17 protein-coding genes are annotated in these 19,888 nt (G+C 69.7%); 12 read left to right on the top strand and 5 right to left on the bottom strand.

Annotation, left to right across the window (positions count from 1 at the left end; translation table 11 throughout):
* Positions 1-601: 601 nt before the first annotated feature.
* Entirely contained in the window at positions 602-2,200 is a 1,599-nt protein-coding gene (locus ACPCXD_RS21750) for an FUSC family protein (RefSeq protein ID WP_145690992.1), read from the top strand.
* 40 nt (positions 2,201-2,240) lie between these two features.
* Here the strand turns inward: ACPCXD_RS21750 and ACPCXD_RS21745 are convergent, their stop codons facing one another.
* A complete protein-coding gene (locus tag ACPCXD_RS21745; RefSeq protein WP_016691028.1) occupies positions 2,241-3,815 on the bottom strand; it encodes a TRAP transporter large permease in 1,575 nt (524 codons plus the stop codon).
* Between the two features lie 327 nt (positions 3,816-4,142).
* Here ACPCXD_RS21745 and ACPCXD_RS21740 point away from each other — a divergent pair, with 327 nt between their 5' ends.
* Entirely contained in the window at positions 4,143-5,615 is a 1,473-nt protein-coding gene (locus ACPCXD_RS21740) for an MFS transporter (protein ID WP_423661124.1), read from the top strand.
* On the opposite strand, the gene ACPCXD_RS21735 is transcribed toward ACPCXD_RS21740, so the two are convergent.
* Positions 5,602-7,254, bottom strand: a complete 1,653-nt coding sequence (locus ACPCXD_RS21735) for a PucR family transcriptional regulator (protein ID WP_229566846.1) — start codon at positions 7,252-7,254, stop codon at positions 5,602-5,604. The genes ACPCXD_RS21740 and ACPCXD_RS21735 overlap by 14 nt on opposite strands.
* 328 nt (positions 7,255-7,582) lie before the next feature.
* On the opposite strand from ACPCXD_RS21735, the gene ACPCXD_RS21730 reads away from it, so the two are divergent.
* The 8 genes from ACPCXD_RS21730 (at position 7,583) to ACPCXD_RS21695 (ending at position 14,349) form a co-directional block, all read left to right on the top strand.
* Positions 7,583-8,032, top strand: a complete 450-nt coding sequence (locus tag ACPCXD_RS21730; protein WP_423661123.1) for a GlcG/HbpS family heme-binding protein — start codon at positions 7,583-7,585, stop codon at positions 8,030-8,032.
* A 40-nt stretch (positions 8,033-8,072) separates the two neighbouring features.
* A complete protein-coding gene (locus tag ACPCXD_RS21725; protein WP_006552489.1) occupies positions 8,073-8,792 on the top strand; it encodes an iron-containing redox enzyme family protein in 720 nt (239 codons plus the stop codon).
* A 69-nt stretch (positions 8,793-8,861) separates the two neighbouring features.
* Positions 8,862-9,263 (top strand): Rieske (2Fe-2S) protein, encoded by a 402-nt coding sequence (locus tag ACPCXD_RS21720; protein ID WP_024102767.1) that lies wholly within the window; start codon positions 8,862-8,864, stop codon positions 9,261-9,263.
* Positions 9,260-10,486: an NAD(P)/FAD-dependent oxidoreductase gene (locus ACPCXD_RS21715; RefSeq protein ID WP_088899624.1), complete on the top strand. Its 1,227-nt coding sequence runs from the start codon at positions 9,260-9,262 to the stop codon at positions 10,484-10,486. The genes ACPCXD_RS21720 and ACPCXD_RS21715 overlap by 4 nt, the downstream gene beginning before the upstream one ends.
* Positions 10,483-11,937, top strand: coding sequence for an aldehyde dehydrogenase family protein (locus ACPCXD_RS21710; RefSeq protein ID WP_088899625.1), 1,455 nt, complete (start codon positions 10,483-10,485; stop codon positions 11,935-11,937). Before ACPCXD_RS21715 ends, ACPCXD_RS21710 begins: the two co-directional genes overlap by 4 nt.
* A 39-nt stretch (positions 11,938-11,976) precedes the next feature.
* The gene (locus tag ACPCXD_RS21705) at positions 11,977-12,333 is read left to right on the top strand and encodes a Rieske (2Fe-2S) protein (RefSeq protein WP_006552493.1); all 357 of its coding nucleotides are present in this window, start codon (positions 11,977-11,979) and stop codon (positions 12,331-12,333) included.
* Positions 12,330-13,928 (top strand): gamma-glutamyltransferase family protein, encoded by a 1,599-nt coding sequence (locus ACPCXD_RS21700; RefSeq protein ID WP_229566843.1) that lies wholly within the window; start codon positions 12,330-12,332, stop codon positions 13,926-13,928. The genes ACPCXD_RS21705 and ACPCXD_RS21700 overlap by 4 nt, the downstream gene beginning before the upstream one ends.
* Positions 13,918-14,349: a RidA family protein gene (locus ACPCXD_RS21695; RefSeq protein ID WP_229566842.1), complete on the top strand. Its 432-nt coding sequence runs from the start codon at positions 13,918-13,920 to the stop codon at positions 14,347-14,349. Before ACPCXD_RS21700 ends, ACPCXD_RS21695 begins: the two co-directional genes overlap by 11 nt.
* A 99-nt stretch (positions 14,350-14,448) precedes the next feature.
* On the opposite strand, the gene ACPCXD_RS21690 is transcribed toward ACPCXD_RS21695, so the two are convergent.
* Complete coding sequence (locus tag ACPCXD_RS21690) at positions 14,449-15,027, bottom strand: DUF2231 domain-containing protein (RefSeq protein ID WP_088899627.1); 579 nt, start codon at positions 15,025-15,027, stop codon at positions 14,449-14,451.
* 71 nt (positions 15,028-15,098) lie between these two features.
* The gene (locus tag ACPCXD_RS21685; protein ID WP_229566840.1) at positions 15,099-17,342 is read right to left on the bottom strand and encodes a DNA polymerase III subunit gamma and tau; all 2,244 of its coding nucleotides are present in this window, start codon (positions 17,340-17,342) and stop codon (positions 15,099-15,101) included.
* 131 nt (positions 17,343-17,473) lie between these two features.
* Here ACPCXD_RS21685 and ACPCXD_RS21680 point away from each other — a divergent pair, with 131 nt between their 5' ends.
* Positions 17,474-18,121, top strand: coding sequence for a PadR family transcriptional regulator (locus ACPCXD_RS21680; RefSeq protein ID WP_423661122.1), 648 nt, complete (start codon positions 17,474-17,476; stop codon positions 18,119-18,121).
* 4 nt (positions 18,122-18,125) lie between these two features.
* Here ACPCXD_RS21680 and ACPCXD_RS21675 read toward each other — a convergent pair whose 3' ends face one another.
* The gene (locus ACPCXD_RS21675; protein ID WP_258260807.1) at positions 18,126-18,815 is read right to left on the bottom strand and encodes a GntR family transcriptional regulator; all 690 of its coding nucleotides are present in this window, start codon (positions 18,813-18,815) and stop codon (positions 18,126-18,128) included.
* A gap of 124 nt (positions 18,816-18,939) precedes the next feature.
* Here ACPCXD_RS21675 and ACPCXD_RS21670 point away from each other — a divergent pair, with 124 nt between their 5' ends.
* The gene (locus ACPCXD_RS21670) at positions 18,940-19,857 is read left to right on the top strand and encodes a sulfurtransferase (protein WP_423661121.1); all 918 of its coding nucleotides are present in this window, start codon (positions 18,940-18,942) and stop codon (positions 19,855-19,857) included.
* The last annotated feature ends 31 nt before the right edge of the window (positions 19,858-19,888 follow it).

Raw genomic sequence — 19,888 nt, 5'->3', positions numbered from 1 at the left:
CTTCGGATCGGTGCGACGCCCTGCGCGTCGTGGAAGGAACGATCCGGTGCCCGGTGTCCCGGGTGGAAGGGACGGCCGTCCCGACCTTCCGGGACCACCGTTCGCGCCATCCCCGGGCACGACGAACGAGGGGGAGGTTGTGTGCGATTCTCCCGACGAAAACGCACACGACCTCCCCCTCGATCGGACAGTGCAACGCGGATATCTCCGTGAGCGGACGGATCCGCGTCGTCACGAATTCACTCAGGGATGGCGGGTGCGGCGCTCGTCCGCCGAATGGAGAGCGGCGACGGACGCGAAGGCCGCAGCCAGTACCAGTAACAACAGCACAACATTGAGTGTCATGGAATGTCCTTTCACGGGGCCGGGTGAATTTCTCCCGACTTCGAAACAGGCGCTCCCCTCTTCTATCCCATTTACGAGAAATATGCGAGTCGACGCATTTTCCACCGGCGAATTCGATGCGTTCGCAATTCGAACGCCGACGAATTACCCGTCGAATATTCCGTCGGGAAATTCGACGGACCGACCCAGTGACCTGCGCCTCATGCGCGCCTGCCGACGGGAAACGCCGGCCCGCCGGTTCCTAAGGTGATACGACGTGGCGGAAGCGAGCGGAGATCATCGGGTCGTCGACCTGCCGCTGCCCACGCCCGCCCCGTTGCGGACCGCGATGCTGTCGGTTCCGCGGCAGGGACGCCGGTGGCCCGGCGCCGCACGCGCAGCCGCCACCGTCGCGGTACCCGGTCTCGTGGGCGTCGCCCTCGGATTCGGCGCCGTCTCCGCCATCGCCACACTCGGCGCCTTCGCCGTCGTCTACGGCGAGCAACGCCCCTATCGCGTCCGTGCCCGAGCGGTCGCCGTCATCGGGACGGTGCTCGTGACACTGGCGACGATCGGTGCCCTCGCAGGGTCGGTGGTCCACCACGAGCTGGCCGAGGGTGGGTCGGCGTGGTGGTACCTGCTGGTCATCGCGGCCATGACCGCGACCGTCGCGGTGTGCGCCTTCGTCGTCGACGCGCTGCGGATGGGTGCGCCCGGCGCCTTCCTGATGTTGTTGTCCCTCGAGATCGCGTCCGCTCTCCCCGCGCTGGGAGTGTCCGTCCCGACGGTCTCGGCCTGGACGGCGATCGGCGCGGGGACGGCCGTCGTGGTCTCCCTGTCCGGCGCCCCGTTCCGGCCGCGAACTCCGGAACGCACGGCGGTGGCCGCTGCGGTCGCCGCCGTCGACGCGGTCCTCGAGGAGAACTCACCCGGCAATCGCCGCGCCGCGGTCCACGACCTGCACGCCGCCTGGCAGTGCCTGCACGACGCCGGACTCGTCGACTCGGGGCATCCGCTGGAGCAGACGCTGCGCGCGGCCCACCTCCGATGCGCGGAGACACTGGACGAGCGGCCGCGGGACGAGGCGGTTCCCGAGGACGATCTGCGACTGCGGACCCCGCTGCGACGTCCCTCCGTGCGGTACCGCCTCGCGCGCGCCGCGCACCTGCGCAGCCGGTCGGCGACGATCGCCGTGCGCCTGCTCGTCGCGGGACCTGTCGCCGGGACGATCGCCATCGCGCTGGGCGTCGGACGCCCCGACTGGGCGGTCATCACGGCCGCGATGATCCTGCATCAGGGACCGGACCGGATCCTCGGCTCCTACCGGGCGGCGCACCGCTTCCTCGGCACCGTGCTCGGACTCGTCCTGGTGGCCTCTCTGACGCCCTTCCATCCCGGTGGGGTCGTCCTCGTCGCGGTGCTGGCCGCGGTGATGGCCGGCACCGAGATGTTCCTGGTGCGGAACTACGGCCTGGCGATGGTCTTCATCACCCCGCTCGTCGTCGTCCTCGGTGGTTTGGGCGCCCCCGGCGATCTGGTGACGGTCGCGCGCGATCGGTTCCTCGAGACCGTCGTCGGCGTCCTCGTCGCGCTCGCGGTGCTGTGGGGTGTGCTCCCCCGGGCCCACCGCCGCGTCCTCGTCTTCGCCGACGGGCGCGTCCGCGACGCCGTCACGAGGATCGCCGCGTCGACGGACGCGCGCGAGCTGCCCGAACTGCGCCGCGACCTCGAGTTCGACCTGCACGCCTCCACCACCGCGGCCGTCATCGCCGCGCACACCGAGCCGGCGTGGACCCGGGAACGCTGGACCGAGCATCGCCGTCTCCACGAACTCGGCTACCGGATCCTGACCCTGCCGGAACGACCGGGCCCCTGAAGCAGGGACCCGGTCGCTTCCGTCGGAACACGCGCCCTCGTCAGAACACCAGGACTGCGAAGACGGTCGAGAGGATCAGTCCCGCCATCACCGGCAGGAAGCACTTGCGGGCGAGATCGAGCACGGGCACCCGGGCGAAACCGGCCACCGCGACCAGCGAGGACCACGCGATGATGACGCCACCACCGGCCCAGATGTTGCCCATCTGACCGATCGCCGCGAGCGTCGAGGGGTCGACGTCGACGGCCGGGCCGAGAGCACCCGACAGCGCACCGGTGAGGGGCAGTCCGCTGAATCCGGATCCGTCGAGTCCGGCGACGAGGCCGATGAGCAGGATGCCGAAGGACGTGACGAAGGCGTTCTGCGGAAGGTTGGCCTGCACGGTGGTCACGAGGTCGAACAGGATCGCCGGGCCTGCGGCGTCGGCGGAGATGCCGAGGATCGGTCCCGCGAACTCCGGATTGCCGATGAAGAAGAAGCCGGCGATCGGGAGGACGCAGCCCATGGCCTTGAAGGCGAAGACCAGACCGTCGACGAGGTGATCCGAGGTGGTCTCGAGGAAACCTCCGCGGTCGGTCGACGCTGCGGCAGCGAAGAGGATCAGCGCTGCGATCCCACCCACGATCGCGGCGGCGTCACCACCCTGCAGCGGCGGCACGACCTCGGTGAACTTGCCCAGCATCAGGTAGACGATGAACGCGAGGTAGGCGAGCGGCACGAGCATCGCGAACGCCTTCGCGGTACCGCGGCGCTCCTTCTCCGCCTCGGCGTCGGGGTCGGCGACCGGGTCGGACGGCGCCACGAGCACCGCCGTGGCCGTCGCCGCATGCTCTCCGCCACCGCCGGTGGGGCCACCGGCGGGTTCCGGCCGACGCGGAGGACGGGAGCCGCCGCCCGAGGAGTCGTCGCCACGGGTGTCGCCGATGCCGCGGTCCGCTTCGGCCTCCCACTCGACGAGGAGGTCGGGGGACGGCGCACGCCAGTGCCGCTTCTGCACGAGGTAGGTGATCAGCAGGGCCGTGCCGCCGACGATCAGGGACAGGACCATGGCCTTGTCCGCGACGGCGTCGGCCTCGACGCCGGCCGCCGATGCGGAGATACCGGGCGCCACCTTGATGATGTAGTCCGAGGACAGCGCCATGCCCTGACCGCAGATCGCGATGACCATGCCCACCGACAGCGGGGACATGCCCGCGCGGATCGCGACGGGGATGAGCACCGCGCCGACGAGGGGCACGGCCGGGGTGGGCCAGAAGAACAGGGAGATCACGTAGGTGACCGCGGCGAGGACGAGGAAGCTGCTGGTGCCCGCACGCATGACCCGCCGGAACGGCGCGACCATCATCCGGTCGGCGCCGAGCTGGCGCAGCGCGCCGAGCATGGCCGTGACCATCGCGATGATGAGGAAGATGTTGAACAGTTCCTTCGCCGCGACGAGACTCGCGTTGAAGATGGCCGACAGTCCCGTGACGATGCTGCCGGAGAATGTCAGTGCGGTCAGGAAGGTTGCGACGACTGCAGGAACGACGATGTTCTTCCGCAGGGCCATGGTGGCCAGGATGACGAGGATGCCGGCCAGGTAGACCCAGTGCGCGGCGGTGAGTTGTACGTCCAAGGCGATTCCTTCGACAGGGGGGTGGAACGAGTCGGGCTGTGTTCGTGGACGGTGAATGGGAACTCGATGTATTGGGGGAACTTTCCGCTACGGCCCGTGCTCGGTCAACGAGAACGGTGCACATTGCCCGCCACGCTAGCTGTGCACTGTGTTCCACTTTTGCGATTTCGTGACGACGAGGCGCTCGGATGTGAAATATTGCTACGAACATGTGTCGCGCGCCCCGCGCCGCCCTCACGACGTCGTCGAATGTGCACCCTGCACCGGTTCCCCCGGATCCGATGTGCAGCTTCACTCCGCGATGGCGATGCATCCGACGGTAGCGCAGTGCGAAAGTGGTTCGACGGTACGAACCGTGCCGCGCAGTTTCCCGAGGTTCCGGAGAGTTCGATGACCACTCGCACCGATACACCGGCAGCGCCGGCAGCCGAGACGGATACGGGTACTCCCCTGGCACTGTCCGCTCTGCTCGCCGGAACCCTCGTCGGGACACTGAGCAACAACATCATCAATGTCCCACTGCCACAGATACTTTCCGACTTCGACGCAAGCCTCGAAGACGGCGCACTACTGGCCGTCGGCTTCCTTCTCACTTTTGCTGCGGCAATGCCCCTTGCAGGGTACATCGGTGACCGATACGGTCGGCGTCGCGTCTACTGCGGTGCCCTGCTCGGCACCGCGATCTGCGCTGCCGGAGCCGCGACCGCGCCGACCCTCGAGATCCTCGTGGTCTGGCGCGCCCTCGGCGGAGTCGCGGCGGCCGCATTCGCTCCCGCGGTCATGGGATTGATCGCGTGGCTGTTCGGCGCGCACAGACGCGCACGCGCGGTGAGCGCGTGGGCCACCGTGAACGGACTCGGTCAGGCCATCGGCCCCACCTTCGGCGGTTTCGTTGCGGGACATTGGGGTTGGCGATGGGTTTTCGTCCCGATGATCCCGATTGCACTGATCGGACTGGCCGGAACGCTGCGCTGGATCCCGATCTTCCCCGGACGCCGGATGACCCTCGACGTGCCCGGTGCGATCGCACTGACGCTCGGTTCCGCCGGAGTCGTGCTGGGACTGAGCATGTTCGGACAAGCGGGTGTTCCCACGTCCGTCGCGGGGATCGCACTGGCCGTCTCGATCGTCGTACTGGTCGGTTTCGTCGTGCACTGCCTCCGCGCGGACGTGCCGTTCGTCGACGTCCGGTTGCTGGTCGAGAGCAGGTTCGCGCGGAGCGCAGCCGCCGCCTTCGCGCAGATGTTCTGCCTGGGCGCGGCTCTGCTGGCGGTGCCGCTGCGGTTGCACGCGACGGGCGCGTCGACAGCCACGGCCGGGGCCATCCTGTTCGCGCTGCCCGCGGTCATGGCGGTCCTCGCACCGGTCGTCGGCCGCACCGTCGACCGCGTCGGCGCACGGCGGATACTGCGGGCGGGACTGGTGGTGCTCCTCGTCGGTCAGATCGCGCTCGCCGTCGTCCTCTCGGCGGACGAACCGCGCCTGTGGCTCGTCGCGACCGTCCTCGCGATCACCGGCGCCGGTATCGCCGCCGTGCAGACCCCCGCGGCCGCCGGCTCGACGCGTTCTCCGGCGGGCGAGCGCGGAACGGGGCTGGGAGTGTTCAACCTGATCCGGTTCGGCGGCTCGGCCGTCGGGGCGGCGTGGGTGACCGTCGCGCTCGGTTCGTGGACGGTGGGACCGCTCTTCGCGGTGTGCGCCGTGGTCGTGTGCGCGGGGTTCGCCGCGTCGTTCCTGGGGGCCGACCCCGAGGATCACGTCGCGACCGGCTCCGAGTCGACCGCTCTCAGCGGTAGTTGATCTCGTTCTCGACCGAGGTGCGCAGCCGGTCGAGAAGCTCGAGGCGAACGGCGAGCCAGGCCGTGAACTGGTTCTCCGGCAGCCGGACGTCCATCCCCATCGCGCGGGAGATCCGGTCCAGCTTCGACAGCATCGTGTTGCGGTGCACCGACAGCTCCCGCGCCGCCGCGTTGACGTTCCCGCCGGCCGCGAGATAGGCCGACAGGGTGTCGTACAGGTCGGTGCCGGGCTTGAGCGACCCGAACACGTCGCCGACGAACCTGCGGCTGCGATCGGTCTCGGCGACCAGCTCGAGCACGCCGTAACCCCGCAGGTCGCGGTACGCCACCGAACCCGACATGCCGAGCCGCTGCCCGATGCCGAGTGCCACACGGGCCTGCCGGTAGCTCTCGCGGATCTGGTCCGCGCCGACGGCCGGAGCGCCGTGGGCGACGGGCACCGGGCGCACGCGCCGGCGGGACAGGTCCTGCGACACCGCGTCGGCGTATTCGGCGATCTCGAGTTCGACGTCGCGCGGGTCGCGGTAGCGGAGCGACCGCACCACCACCAGGACGTCGCCGATCACCGTGACGTACGAGCGCACCGACGGATGGGGCAGGACGCTGGCGGCGTACCGGGCCAACCGCAACAGTCCACCGGATTCGTCGCCGCCCGGGCCGGCCGGGTTCTCCCCGTAACCGGGCGCGACGAAGACCGCGAACGACGAGGTGAGGTCGATGTCGTGGTACTCGGCGCGGGCCTGCATGTCGTGCTGGCTGGTGAAACTGCCGTGCACCAGCGCCTGCACGAAATCGCCGCGGGCCCGTTCCTCGGCCTCGTCGACGCTGCGTTGCCGCAGCATCTCCGACCCGATGATCGCCGTCGCCTGTTCGGTGACGACCGCGTGCTGGGCCAGTTCGTGCGGTCCGGGAGACGCGCCCGAGGCGAGAACGACCACCCAGCCCTCGAACCGTTTGCCGAGCCGGATGGTGCTGGCCGTGCACGTCCAGGGTGCGCCTCCGACGACCTCCTCCAGCACGCGGGTGTCGTGGTGCGCGTGACGATCCGCGGCCGTCACCGTCGACAGCTGCTTGTGCAGGATCCCCGAGATCTCTTCCGCCCGAGCGGCATCCACACCGTGGAAGGCGACGGCCTGACCGCGCGCGTCGAGCGCGATCGCCGGATGCTGGGCGAGCGCCGAGACCTCCTTGACGAGCAGGTTCAGTCCCGCGCCGCGGTGCAGCAGGCCGGCGAGCGTCGAGTGCACGTGCGCGGAATAGCGCATGACGTGCACTTCCTGCATCAGCGACCGCTCCGCGAGCAACCGGTTGAGTGCCGCGAATCCGACGGGCAGGTCGAGTTCGATCACCACCAGTCCCGCCGGCCAGGACACTCCGGCGGGCACCGCGCCGTCGACGACCAGTGCCGCCGCGTCGCGGGCCGCGAGCGCGGACAGGGCGTGCGCACTGTCGGCCAGTGCCTCCGGCCGCATGTACACGGCGACACCGGTGAGATCGTCGAATCGGCCGACGACCTCGCCGAACGGCAGCACCCAGGTGAGCGCCCGGTCGAGATCGGCCTCCCGATCCACGACCCGGGCGCCCTCCATGAGCGGTTCGTCGAGCAGTCCTCGGACTGTCAGACGCGGGCTCGATTCCATGGGGACCTGCTTCCATCGGGAGCATCGGCGGGCCGTGAGGGGGTGGACCCGTTGACACCGTGGCGGTGTGCACTTTCTACACCAGTTACCAGAGTCATGCGTCCCAGACACATGTGCACTGTGTACACCGAATCCCGAAAACAACGGTGATCTTGACCGTCCCCATCGGCGCACGGCCCTGTTAGAAATGAGCCACGCCGGACACACCGCTCCACCGCTCCGGCACCCGCCGACACTTCAGCGACGCGGCATCGGCGGGACGCACACGGATCCCGACGCGGACCAGGAATCGTCCGACTCTCCGACCCGACTTCGAAAGTGGAGACCAATGCATCGAATCCACCGCATCACCCTCGACGACGCACTCCCCCTGCTGGCCGCCGGCCGCGCGAAGGCCGAGGAGATCGGCGTGAAGCAGACCCTCTGCGTCTGCGACGAGAGCGCGAACGTCATTGCTCTGCACCGGCTTCCCGGCGCCCGCCTCACCGGCGTCGAGATCGCCATGGCGAAGGCGTTCACCGCCGCCGGCCACCAGCGCGCCACCCACCTGTTCAACGAGGGTCCCAACGGACCCGCCCTCCCCGGCAACGAAGCATTCGGCATCAGCCACATGCTCCCCGGGAAGTTCGCGATCTTCGTCGGCGGCTTCCCCCTCGTCTACGACGGACAGATCGTCGGCGCCGTCGGCATCAGCGGCGGCAACGGCGAGCAGGACAAGGCGGTCGGCGCCGCCATGATCGCCGAATTCGAAGCTCTGACCTCCGCGATCAACACCTGATCGCATCCCCCGCACGACCTCCTCATCGAAAGGCATCATCATGACCGAACTGCTCGGACGCGACGAATTCCGCGCCGCACTCGAAGACGCCATCAAGGGACGCGAGGCGAAGAACGCATCGTTCAGCAAGGCGTGGGCCGAGGGCAAGCTCGAGAAGCACCACTTCGCCCGGTGGGCCGAGAACCACTACCACTACGTCGGCCCCTTCGCCGACTACCTGGCGAACATCTACTCCAACACCCCCGATCACTTCACCGACGCCAAGGACTTCACCCTCCAGAACATGTACGAGGAGGAGCTGGCCGACATCCGGCACACCGACCTGCTCATCAAGTTCGCCGAGGCGTGCGGCACCACCAAGGAGCGCGTCGAGGATCCGAACAACATGAACGCGGTCACCCGCGGACTGCAGGCCTGGTGCTACGCGGTGTCGCAGCGCGAACACTTCGTCGTCGCCACCGCGGCCCTGGTCGTGGGCCTCGAATCCCAGGTGCCGAGCATCTACAAGAAGCAGATCGTCCCGCTCCGCGAGGTGTACGGCTTCACCGAGGACGAGATCGAGTTCTTCGACCTGCACATCACCTCGGACGTCGTGCACGGTGAGCGCGGCTACCAGATCGTCCTGGACTGCGCGGACACCCCGCAGCTGCAGCAGCGCTGCCTGCAGCTCGTCCGCTGGGGAGCGGAGATGCGTTTCTCGTACACGAAGGGCCTGTACGACACGTACGTCGCCCCCGATCTGGAGCTGGCGTCCGCCTGATCCGATGCGCGGGAGCGGAAGTCGCTCGCGGCTTCCGCTCCCGTTCTCGCACACGAGCGAAGGAGAAGCATGTCCACCGAAATCATGGGCAGCGGGACCGCCGGCACCGACACCGCCGCGGAGTCCCCGACCTGGGTCGCCGTCGCCACGGTGAAAGAGGTGACCCGCCGCCGCAAACTCCGCGTGGAGGTCGACGGCCTCGCGATCGCACTGTTCCATGCGAACGACCGCATCTACGCCTTCGCCGACCTGTGCATCCACCAGGACCGTTCGCTCGTGAAGGGCACGCTCCTGCACGGCCGGGTCATCTGCCCCGGCCACCAGTGGCGCTTCGATCTCGAGACCGGATACGAAGAGGACCAGGACCTCTGCCAGCCGGTCTATCCCGTCCTCGTGCGCGACGAGACCGTCCTCGTGGACCTCACCCCGCGTCCGGCACCGGCCGCATCCGGAAAGGAGTGCACGGCATGACCGTTCGCACCGTAGTCACAGTGGGCGCCGGCCAGGTCGCCGCCGTCGCCGCACGCACCCTGCGCCGCCGCGGCTTCGACGGACGCATCGTGCTGCTCGGCGACGAGCAGCACGCCCCCTACCAGCGTCCGCCCCTGTCGAAGGAATTCCTCGCGGGTCGTGAAGGAATCGACTCCCTCGCACTGCTGACCCGGAAATGGCTCGACGCCAACGACATCGACATCCGCACGGGCGTGTCGGTCCAGCGCATCGACACCGCGACCCGCACCGTCGAGTTCGACGGCGGCGAGATCGCCGCCGACGCGATCGTCCTCGCCACGGGCGGACGCCCCCGCACCCTCGCCACCACCGGTTCCCGGCCCGATCTCGTCCACTACCTGCGCACCCTCGACGACGCGACCGCCCTCGCAGCCCGCCTGACCCCGGGTTCGAGTCTCGCGATCGTCGGCGGCGGCTTCATCGGACTCGAGATCGCCGCGACCGCACAATCTCTCGGGGTGACGGTGACGGTCCTCGAACAGGCCGAACACCTTCTCGGAGGCATCCTCGGCGAGCAGGTCGGCCGGCACTGCGCCGAACTGCACCGCCGCAACGGTGTCGACCTGCGCACCGGCACGGGCGTCGCGTCGGTGACCACTTCCGATCGCGGTGTGCGGATCGAGACCACCACCGGCGGGATCGTCGAGGCCGACGCCGTGGTCGTCGGCATCGGCATCGTCCCCAACACCGACATCGCGGCGGCGAGCGGACTCGCCGTCGACGGCGGGATCGTCGTCGACGCCACCGGGCGCACCTCGGTCGAGAACATCTACGCGGCAGGCGATGTCGCGAAGCGGTTCTCCCCGCGCGAAGGCCGGCACGTGCGCGTCGAACACTTCGACAACGCGAACCGCCAGGCGGCGGTGGTCGCCGACACGATCGTCGGGCGGCAGTCGCTCTCCGACGACCCGCACTGGTTCTGGTCCGATCAGTACGACTCCAACATTCAGTTCGCCGGATCAGCCTCCGGAACAACCGAACTCGTCGTCCGCGGGGACACCGACAGTGGAGAGTTCTCGGTCTTCTACCTCGCCGGCGACGTTCTGACCGCCGCCTTCGCGATGGACCGCGGCGAGGACATCATGGCGGCCCGCGAACTCATCGGCCGCAGGGTCGACGCAGCGCTGCTCGCCGACGAGGACACCGATCTGTGGGAGATGTACGAGGAGGTCGAGCCCGCATGACGATCACCGGACTGAACCACATCGACGGCAACTGGGTACCGGCCGCCTCCGGCGCGGTCTTCGAACGCCGCAACCCCGCCGACGAGACCGATCTGATCGGCACCTTCCCGGACTCCGACGCCATCGACGTCCGCAACGCCGTCGACGCCCTCGACAAGGCCGCACCCGAATGGGCCGCCACCCCGCCCGAACGTCGCGCCGCGATCCTCGAGGCAGCCGCCGACCATCTCGCGGCACGCTCGGCCGAACTCGTCGACGAACTGATCCGCGAAGAGGGCAAGACCCGAGCCGAGGCCACGATGGAGGTGAGCCGCACCCCCATGAACCTGCGCTTCTACGCAGGTGAGGCACTGCGCGCCACCGGCGCGACCTTCCCCGGTCCGGGCTCCACCACCGTCTACACCGTGCGCGAACCGATCGGGATCGTCGGTGCGATCACGCCGTGGAACTTCCCGCTCAACATCCCCTCCCGCAAGCTCGGGCCCGCGCTCGCCGCCGGCAACACGGTGCTGTTCAAGCCGTCCGAGATCACCCCGCTGATGGGACAGCGACTCGTCGAGGCCCTGCTCGCCGGTGGTCTGCCGGCCGGCGCGATCGCACTCGTACAGGGCGACGGCAAGGCCGGTGCGGCAGTCTCCGGCGACGAGCGGATCGCCGCGGTGACCTTCACCGGGTCCACCGAGGTCGGACGCGCCATCCACCGCAGCGTCGGCCCCGACCGGCGCGTACAGCTGGAGATGGGCGGCAAGAACCCCGTCGTCGTCCTGGACGACGCCGATCTCGACGCGGCGGCCGCACTGATCGTCAAGGGCGCCTTCGGACTGTCGGGCCAGGCGTGCACCGGCACCAGCCGCGTCGTCGCCGTCGACGCGATCCACGACGAGTTGCTCGAGAAGGTCGCCGAACGCACCCGCGCCCTGCGGGTGGGACCGGGTTCGGGTGCCGCCGTCGATGTCGGCCCGCTCGCGAGTCGCGGTCAGCTCGACAAGTTCCTCGAGTACGTCACCATCGGCACGGACGAAGGCGCACGGCTGGTGTGCGGCGGCGTGCGATGCGAGGACGACACGCTGCGTGGCGGATTCTTCGTGCGGCCCACGGTCTTCGCGGACACCGCACCGGGGATGCGCCTGCTGACCGATGAGATCTTCGGCCCGGTCCTGGCCTTCCAGCGCGCCGGTTCCTTCGACGAGGCCCTCGCCCTTGCGAACGACACCGCCTTCGGGCTCAGCGCCTCCGTCGTCACCCGGAGCCTGTCCGCCGCACAGCGATTCATCGCAGGGTCGCGGACCGGACTCGTGAAGGTCAACCAGCCCACCACGGGAATGGCCATGAACGCGCCGTTCGGCGGCTACAAGCAGTCGAGCACGCAGACCTTCAAGGAACAGGCCGGCCCCACGCTCATGCAGTTCTACCAGTCCGAGAAGACCGTCTACCTCTCCCCCGACGCCTGACCGGCGACACCGACCCTCGACAAGCCTGGAGGAAAGACCATGGAGTTCAAGCGAGTGGCCCGATCCGGGCAGGTGCCCGAAGGCATCGTCCGCCGGTTCTACGCCGAGGACTACGAGTTCGCCATCTCCCGACTGGACGGCAAGGCGTACGCCACGTCCAACTACTGCTCACACCTCGACTGCCTGCTGTCGTCCGGCAAGCTCGTCCAGGACGGCATCGGATGCTCCTGCCACGGAAGCGCATTCGACCTCGAGACCGGCGAGCCGATCTGCCCGCCGGCCACCGAACCCATCAAGACCTATCCGTGCGAGGAGCGCGACGGCGAGATCTTCGTCGGGATCGACCCCGCCGAGCCGCCGGAAGGACCCCGTCGACGTCGGATGCGGTCGGCATGACCCGGCGCGCGACACGACCGGCGACGCTCGCGACCGGAGGCATGGTCGCGTCCAGTCATCCACTCGCGAGCCTCGCCGGGGTCCGCGTCCTCGAGGACGGTGGCAACGCCGTCGACGCGGCCCTGGCGATGGCAGCGGTCACCTGGCTGACGCTACCCGGCCAGTGCGGCATCGGCGGTGACGCGTTCGCCGTGGTCCGCGAGCCCGACGGGTCGGTGTGGACCGTCAACGGCAGCGGTTACGGACCCGACGGCGGCACACCGGACTTCTACCGGGAGCGGGGACTCGACGCGATCCCGCTCGACGGGGCGCTCGCCGTCGCCGTCCCCGGCGCGCCCGCCGCGCTGGCCGCACTGCACCGGCGGGGAGCGAGCAGGTCGCTGCCCGAACTGTGGGCGCCGGCAGCCCGGATCGCCGAGAGCGGCCTGCCGTGCTCGGCGAAGACCCGGACCGATGTGCAGGTCGCGCTGCGTGCGATCCGCGGCGACGCCGGACTCGCCTCGGTGTACACACCGGGCGACCACGTCCCGCGCCTCGGCGACGTGCTTCCCCAGCCCGATCTGGCCCGCACGATCCGTGCGCTGGCCGAGGATCCGGGCTCGTTCTACACCGGCACGCTCGCCGAGCGCTGCGTGGCTACGCTGCAGGGGGGCGGAGCACCGTTCAGCGGCGACGAATGGCAGGCCGGGGCGGCAGTGGACGCGGAGGCGGCTCTCACCGGCACCTATGCGGGGCACGTCGTGCACCAGACCCCGCTCCCGACGCCGGGATGGATGGTCCTGCACCAGGCCGCCCTGTGCGACGACGCGCTCGGTACCCACCCTGTGCTCGGCGCGGCGTCGATCGACCGGATGGCCCGCGCGGCCACCGTCGCCTTCGAGGACAGGCTCCGCTGGTGCTCGTCGGACAACGACGGGGTCGCACGGGTGCTCGAGCCCGCGAACATCGCAGCCGGTCGCGCACGGATCGAAGAGCGTGCACTCGCCGAGGCCTTCTCGGTCTCCGCCGGGGACACGACGTCGTTCGTCACCGTGGACTCCGAGGGGCGGGCGGTGTCGTTCATCCATTCGCTGGCGTTCACCTTCGGAGCGAAGCTCACGGTGCCCGGTACGGGCATCGTGCTCAACAACCGACTCGGTCGCGGTGCCTACCTGATCGACGGGCATCCGAACGAGGTGGCGCCGCGCCGCAAGCCCCTGCACACGCTCAACGCGTGGATCGTCACCGACTCGGCGGGCGAACTGCGGCATGTGGGCAACACGCCCGGCGGCGACGGGCAGGTGCAGTGGAACATGCAGTTGCTGTCGCACCTGCTCGACCACGGTCTCGACCCCCAGGAGGCGGTCTCGGCGCCGCGCTTCACCGTCTTCCCGGGATCGGACGCCAACGTGCTCGGCGAACCGACCGCGTTGCGGATCGAAGGCGACGTCGCCGACGGCGTGTGCGACGAACTGCGCGAACTCGGTCACCGGGTGGAAGTGCTCGAACCACTGGGCGCAGACGGAAGCGCACAGGTGATCTCGATCGACGACCGCGGAGTGCTGTCCGGAGGCAGCGATCCACGACAGGAGGGGGTGGCGCTGGGTGTCCTCTGACATTGCTGCTGTTGCACCTCGGCCGCAGGGCCGGTACGTCCCGGCCGTGCTGGCCGGTGACACCGTCCGCACGGCGGGCATGACCCCGCGTCGCGACGGCGAACTGATCCTCACCGGACGGGTCGGCGCGGAGGTCACCGTCGAACAGGCCCGGGCCGCCGCGGTCGTCGCGGTGGGCAACGCGTTGGCGGCGATCCGCGCAACGGTGCCGGAGGGCACGTCGTTCCGGCCGGTCGAGATGGTCGTCTACATCGCGAGCGCGCCCGGCTTCGTCGACCTGTCGGTGGTCGCGGACGGCGCGTCGGACGTGATCGAACGCGAACTCGGTGTGGACGCACTACCGGCACGCACCGCAGTCGGCGTCCACACCCTGCCCGGTGGAGCGCCGCTCGAGATCGCGCTGACCGCCGTGTGCCGGTAGGCGGGGGTTCACAACCGAGAAACGAGGCTCACAACCCTGGTGGTCGACCCTCAGGGTTGTCAGCCTCCTCTGTGGGTTGTGAACCTCGGCGACGAACGCTCAGCGCTTCGCGCCGATGTCCTCGAGTTCGGCTGCAAGATCGACGCTCTCGGACGGTCGCTGCCACCGATACACTCCCCCGCCCTGGGCGTAGGAGAGGTGACCGCCGAGGGCACCACCGACACCGACGGCGCCGAGACCGATCAGGGTCCACACCGTCCCCGCCCGGTCGTGGCGGGCACGTCGCGCGCGATAGGACGTCGCCATGCAGATCACCCCGATCGCGTTCGACACGGCGTGCACCGCGCCGACCCTGCGCTGAGGGACCTCCTCCAGCGTGGAGAAGTCGGTGTACCCGGTGACGATCGTCGGGACGGCCGCGCCCAGTCCCAACGCGACGAGTCGCCGGGACGCGGTGCGCTGCCCGGGCAGCGCGTCCAACGCCGCCGCGGACACCCACGACCCGATCGGGACGGTGACGAGAAGGGGATGGACGGGGTGTCCGAGCCAGGAACCTCGGAGCAGGTCGTCGACGACGGAGCCGTCGAGGACTCGCCGTATGCGCTGCGCGATGCGCTCGGCGGGCCGATCCACAGCGTCGAAGGATTCGACGGCGCGCAGGAGTTCGTGCAGGTTCATGATGAGGCCATACCCGTCGACAGCAGAGACGAATCGCCGACGCGGTCGATGCGACCTGGGACTCGGTACGACTACTTCTCGTCGAGCGGTTTCGCTCCCAGCACGTCCTTGAGCAGCTCGATCGCGACTTCCTCCGGATCGCGGCGCGTCGACGGGTCGCCGGGCGTGGCGGCCTCGGCGAACATCTCCTCGACGTCCGCCTCCGTCATCTGCGACGGGTCGGGCGGCGGCGCGTCGTAGCCCGAGCCCGGATCGTCGGGAAGGTCGGGCGCTTCGGGCGGCGGAATGTCGTCGACGTTCTCCGCGGACGGACGTGTGAACGTCGGAGCAGCCGACGGTGCCGCCGCCGGTCGCTGCGGTGGGGCGGGGGCTTCGACGGGAGCGGGCGCCGCGGCGTTCTTCGCCTGACTCGGCCGGGAGAAACGCGGTTGACCCGCCGGACGCGAATTCTTCTCGGGCGCCGGGGTTCTGGCAGGCGCCTCCGCAGCAGCGGAACCGTGGACGCAGGTGACCTCGAACTCCCCGCCGAAGACCGCCTTCAGCGCATCGGCGATGACCGTGGCGTTGCGCGCGTCGGCGAGTCGCTTCGCGAGCGGAGCGGAGTCGTGCACGAGCACGACGCGGGTGCCGTCGACCGACCGCACGGTGGCGCCCGAGAGCATCACTTCGACGGTGCGGCTGCGTTCGCGGACCTTCGCACGCACCTCCGACCACACACCCCGCATCTGGGCCGCGTCGGGACCGCCTGTCGCGCGGGCGGGTTCGGGTTCGGGTTCGGGAGCAACCGGCTCCTCGGGGGCGGGCGGCGGAACCTCCTGCGCGGCAACCTCGTCGGGCACACTCTGCGGCTGCGGCGCCTCCGGGACGACGGGAGGTTGCGCGGCGGCGGGAGACGGCGTCGGGGTCGGTACCGGCTGGGCCGGTTCGGGCTGCACCGGTTCGTGCTGGGCAGGGGGTTGCTGGGCAGGAACTTCCGGTTGCGGCTGCGCGGCCTCGCGGGGCTGAGCAGTCTCGGTGGACGGTGCGGCAGGTGCCACCTCGGCTGCCCGGCGCTGGGAGGGACGCTGGAAACGTGCCGCGGGTTCGTCGGGCGAGATGGGCGGTGCGGCAGGCGCGGCGGGTGCTGCCACTGGCTTCGGCGCGGCACCTCCGACAGGAGCCGCGACGATGCCCTGTTCGAGTCGTTCGAGACGTTGCAGGACAGCAGTTTCCCCGTCGGACGCCGCGGGGAGCAGCATGCGCGCGCACATCACCTCGAGCAGCAGACGCGGCGACGTCGCACCGCGCATCTCGCCGAGCCCGGCGTGCACGATCTCGGCGTAGCGGGTGAGGGTGGCCGGGCCCAAGCGGGTCGCCTCGTCGCGCATCCGCTCGAGGACGTCGCCGGGTGCGTCGACGAGTCCGCGCTCGGCGGCGTCGGGGACGGACTTCATGAGGATGAGATCGCGGAGGCGTTCGAGGAGGTCGACGGCGAAGCGACGCGGGTCGTGCCCGGCGTCCATGACCTTCTCGACGGTGCCGAACAGCGCCGCGCCGTCGCCGGCCGCGAGCGAATCGACGGCCTCGTCGATGAGCGCGACGTCGGTGACGCCGAGCAGCGACAGGGCGCGCTCGTAGGTGACACCCTCGGGGCCGGCACCGGCGAGGAGCTGGTCCATCACCGACAGCGAGTCGCGGGGGGATCCACCGCCGGCACGGATGACCAGCGGATAGACCGCGTCCTCGACCGGCACGTTCTCCTGGCCGCAGATCTGTTCGAGCAGACCCCGCATCGCCGTGGGAGCGAGGAGCCGGAAGGGATAGTGGTGCGTGCGCGACCGGATGGTGGGCAGCACCTTCTCGGGCTCGGTGGTCGCGAAGACGAAGATGAGGTGCTCCGGCGGCTCCTCCACGATCTTGAGCAGGGCGTTGAAGCCCTGCGTGGTGACCATGTGCGCCTCGTCGATGATGAAGATGCGGTAGCGCGACTCGGCCGGAGCGTAGAACGCGCGGTCGCGGAGTTCGCGGGTGTCGTCGACACCGCCGTGGCTCGCGGCGTCGAGTTCGGTGACGTCGAGGTTGCCTCCACCGCCCGGGCCGAGCGACACGCACGACCGGCACGTGCCACACGGCGTGGACGTGGGGCCGGTCTCGCAGTTGAGCGAGCGGGCGAGAATTCGGGCCGAGGACGTCTTGCCGCATCCCCGAGGACCCGAGAACAGGTAGGCGTGGTTGATGCGGCCCGTGTCGAGCGCCGTGCTGAGGGGCACGGTGACGTGCTCCTGCCCCACCACCTCCGCGAAGGTCGCAGGTCGATACTTCCGGTACAGAGCCACGCGCCGAGCGTACCGGCGGCTCCCGACATGCACGGAGGTCGGTCCGTCGACATCTGTGGCCGAGACCACTCTTGCGTTAACGATATATCGAGATCTATCGTGATCGTATCGACAAAGAAGGAGACGCACAGATGCGCACCCACGAACATCCCCGCGGCCGTCGCCGCGCTATGCACGATCGAAATCTCCCCGGCGGCCCGTTCCGCGCCGACGGACCCCACCGTCGCGGACACCACCCGCACGACGACGAACCCGGCTTCCACCCGCACCGCGATGGCGGCGGACGGGGACGCGGAGGCCCGCGAGGAGGACGACGCGGCCGAGCACAGCGAGGCGACGTCCGCGCGGCAGTCCTGCGCCTGCTCGGCACCGAGCCGATGCACGGCTACCAGCTCATGGAAGCGATCGCCGAACGGACCGGCGGCGCCTGGCGCCCCAGCCCCGGCGCGATCTACCCGACGATCTCCCAGCTCGAGGACGAAGGACTCGTCACGGTCGAGAAGGAGGGCGGACGCAAGCTCGTCTCACTGACGGACGCGGGCCGCACGTACATCGACGATCCGGGGAACGAACTCATCGACCCCTTCGCCGGTCACGACGCCGATTCCGGCGCCCCCGACCTGCGACTCGCACTGCGCGAACTGCAGGTCGCGACTCGGTCGGTCGCCATGAGCGGTTCCGACGCCGAGGTCGCCGCGGCACACGCGGTCCTCACCGAAGCCAAGAAATCCCTCTACCGGATCCTCGCCGGCGACGTCGACACGTCCGATCAGGAGTGAGGGCTCAGCCGCGGGCGAAGAGACGGATGCGCTGCTCGCGGCTGCGCTCGAGATGAGCACGCATGTGCTCGCGGGCCGCGGACTCGTTCCGCGCCCGCAACGCGTCGAGGATCTGCGCGTGCTCCTGGTTGAGCAGATCGGGCTCGCCGTAGTTGGACGGCGGCCCGGAGTCGTAGATCCGCAGCTGGGTGGTCAGTCGCACGAGCAACGCCATGATCGTCGAATTGTGCGCGGCCTGCCACAACGCCTCGTGGAACCGGAAGTTCCCGATGCGCACCGCGGCGTCGTCGGTGGCGGAGCAGCACGAATCGTGCAGCCGCTCGAGCCGGGCCATGTCGAGATCGGTGTGCCGGATCGCCGCGGCACCGGCCGCCTCGGATTCGAGCGCGACGCGCGCCGCATAGATCTCGATGACGTCCTCGGGGGTGCCCGAACGCACCCGGAAGCCGCGACTCGCCCGCTCGAGCAGACCGTCGTGCGCGAGCCAGTTGAGCGCCTCGCGGATCGGGGTGCGCGACGCCCCGTAGGTCTCGCTGAGCTGGGTCTCGTGCAGAGCGGCGCCGCGCGGGAACTTCCCCGCGAGGATGTCCGAGCGCAGGCGCAGGTACTGCTTGGAGGTCTGGTCGTCGCGCCCGGTGGGCGATTCGACGAGAAGAGAGCTCTCCAGCTCGGCCGTCGCGTCCTGCTCGGTCATCTACATCCTCCGTAGGCATGCCGTTTACGTGCGCCGATTATGCCACCGTCAACGTACGCATACTTGCGTATACGTTATTCGTCGTTTAGCGTCGCTCCTCGAACACGACGAGAGGACCCAACGCGTGACCGAGGCGGCTTTCCGGGACGAACAGGTGCTGATCAGCGCCGAAGAGCTCGCGAGCGACCCCGGCGCCCACACGGTCCTGCACGCCACGGTCGCCTTTCCGAAGCCCCGTTTCGACGGCGACTACCGTCCGGAATCCGGCTACGCGACCTGGCGCGCCGCGCACATCCCGGGCTCCGTGCACGCCGATCTGCTCGGCGGATTCAGCGCCCCCGGCACCGACCTGCACTTCTCTCGTCCCGCCCCGGACGACCTCGCGGCGGCCCTGGCCGAACTCGGCGTGACTCCCGACACCGACCTCGTGATCTACGACGACGGCGGCATGACCTGGGCGTCCCGCCTGTGGTGGATGCTGCGCAACATCGGTGTCTCCGCCCGCGTCCTCGACGGCGGTTTCGCCCGCTGGACCGCGCTCGACCTGCCCGTGGAGACCGGCGACGCCGCCGAGCGCACTGCCACCACATCCCGGACCGGGTTGCCCGACCACGGCCTGTGGCGCGATCGCGACGACGTGCTCGCCGTGGTGTCCGGCGATGCACCGGGCACTCTTGTCTGCGCGCTCGACGCCGAGCAGTTCGCAGGCACCGCCACCACTCGTTACGCGCGCCGCGGGCATATCAGCGGGAGCCGGAACCTGCCGGCCAAGAGCCTGCTCGGCGACGGCGTCCTGCGGAGCACCGATCGGATCGCCGAGCTGGCCGAGCAGGCCCTCGCCGATGCCTCCCGGCCCCTGATCCTCTACTGCGGTGGCGGCGTCTCGGCCTGCCTGGTGGCGCTCGCACTGGTCCGGACGGGCCACGACGATATCGCCGTCTACGACGGATCCCTCGAGGAGTGGACGGCCGACCCCGCGCTCCCCATGCGGACACTCGGAGAAAGGGAAGGGCGACGCATGATGCGATGTCCGCGATCCTGACCCGCTTCATCCCCTCCCCCATCTCCCGACA

Origin of the sequence: Rhodococcus sp. AB351 (assembly GCF_049538275.1) — a bacterium.
In the GTDB taxonomy this organism is placed as follows: Bacteria; Actinomycetota; Actinomycetes; order Mycobacteriales; family Mycobacteriaceae; genus Rhodococcus.
The sequence above is the reverse complement of the archived record's forward strand: the minus strand, read 5'-3'. Positions and strand labels throughout refer to the sequence as shown.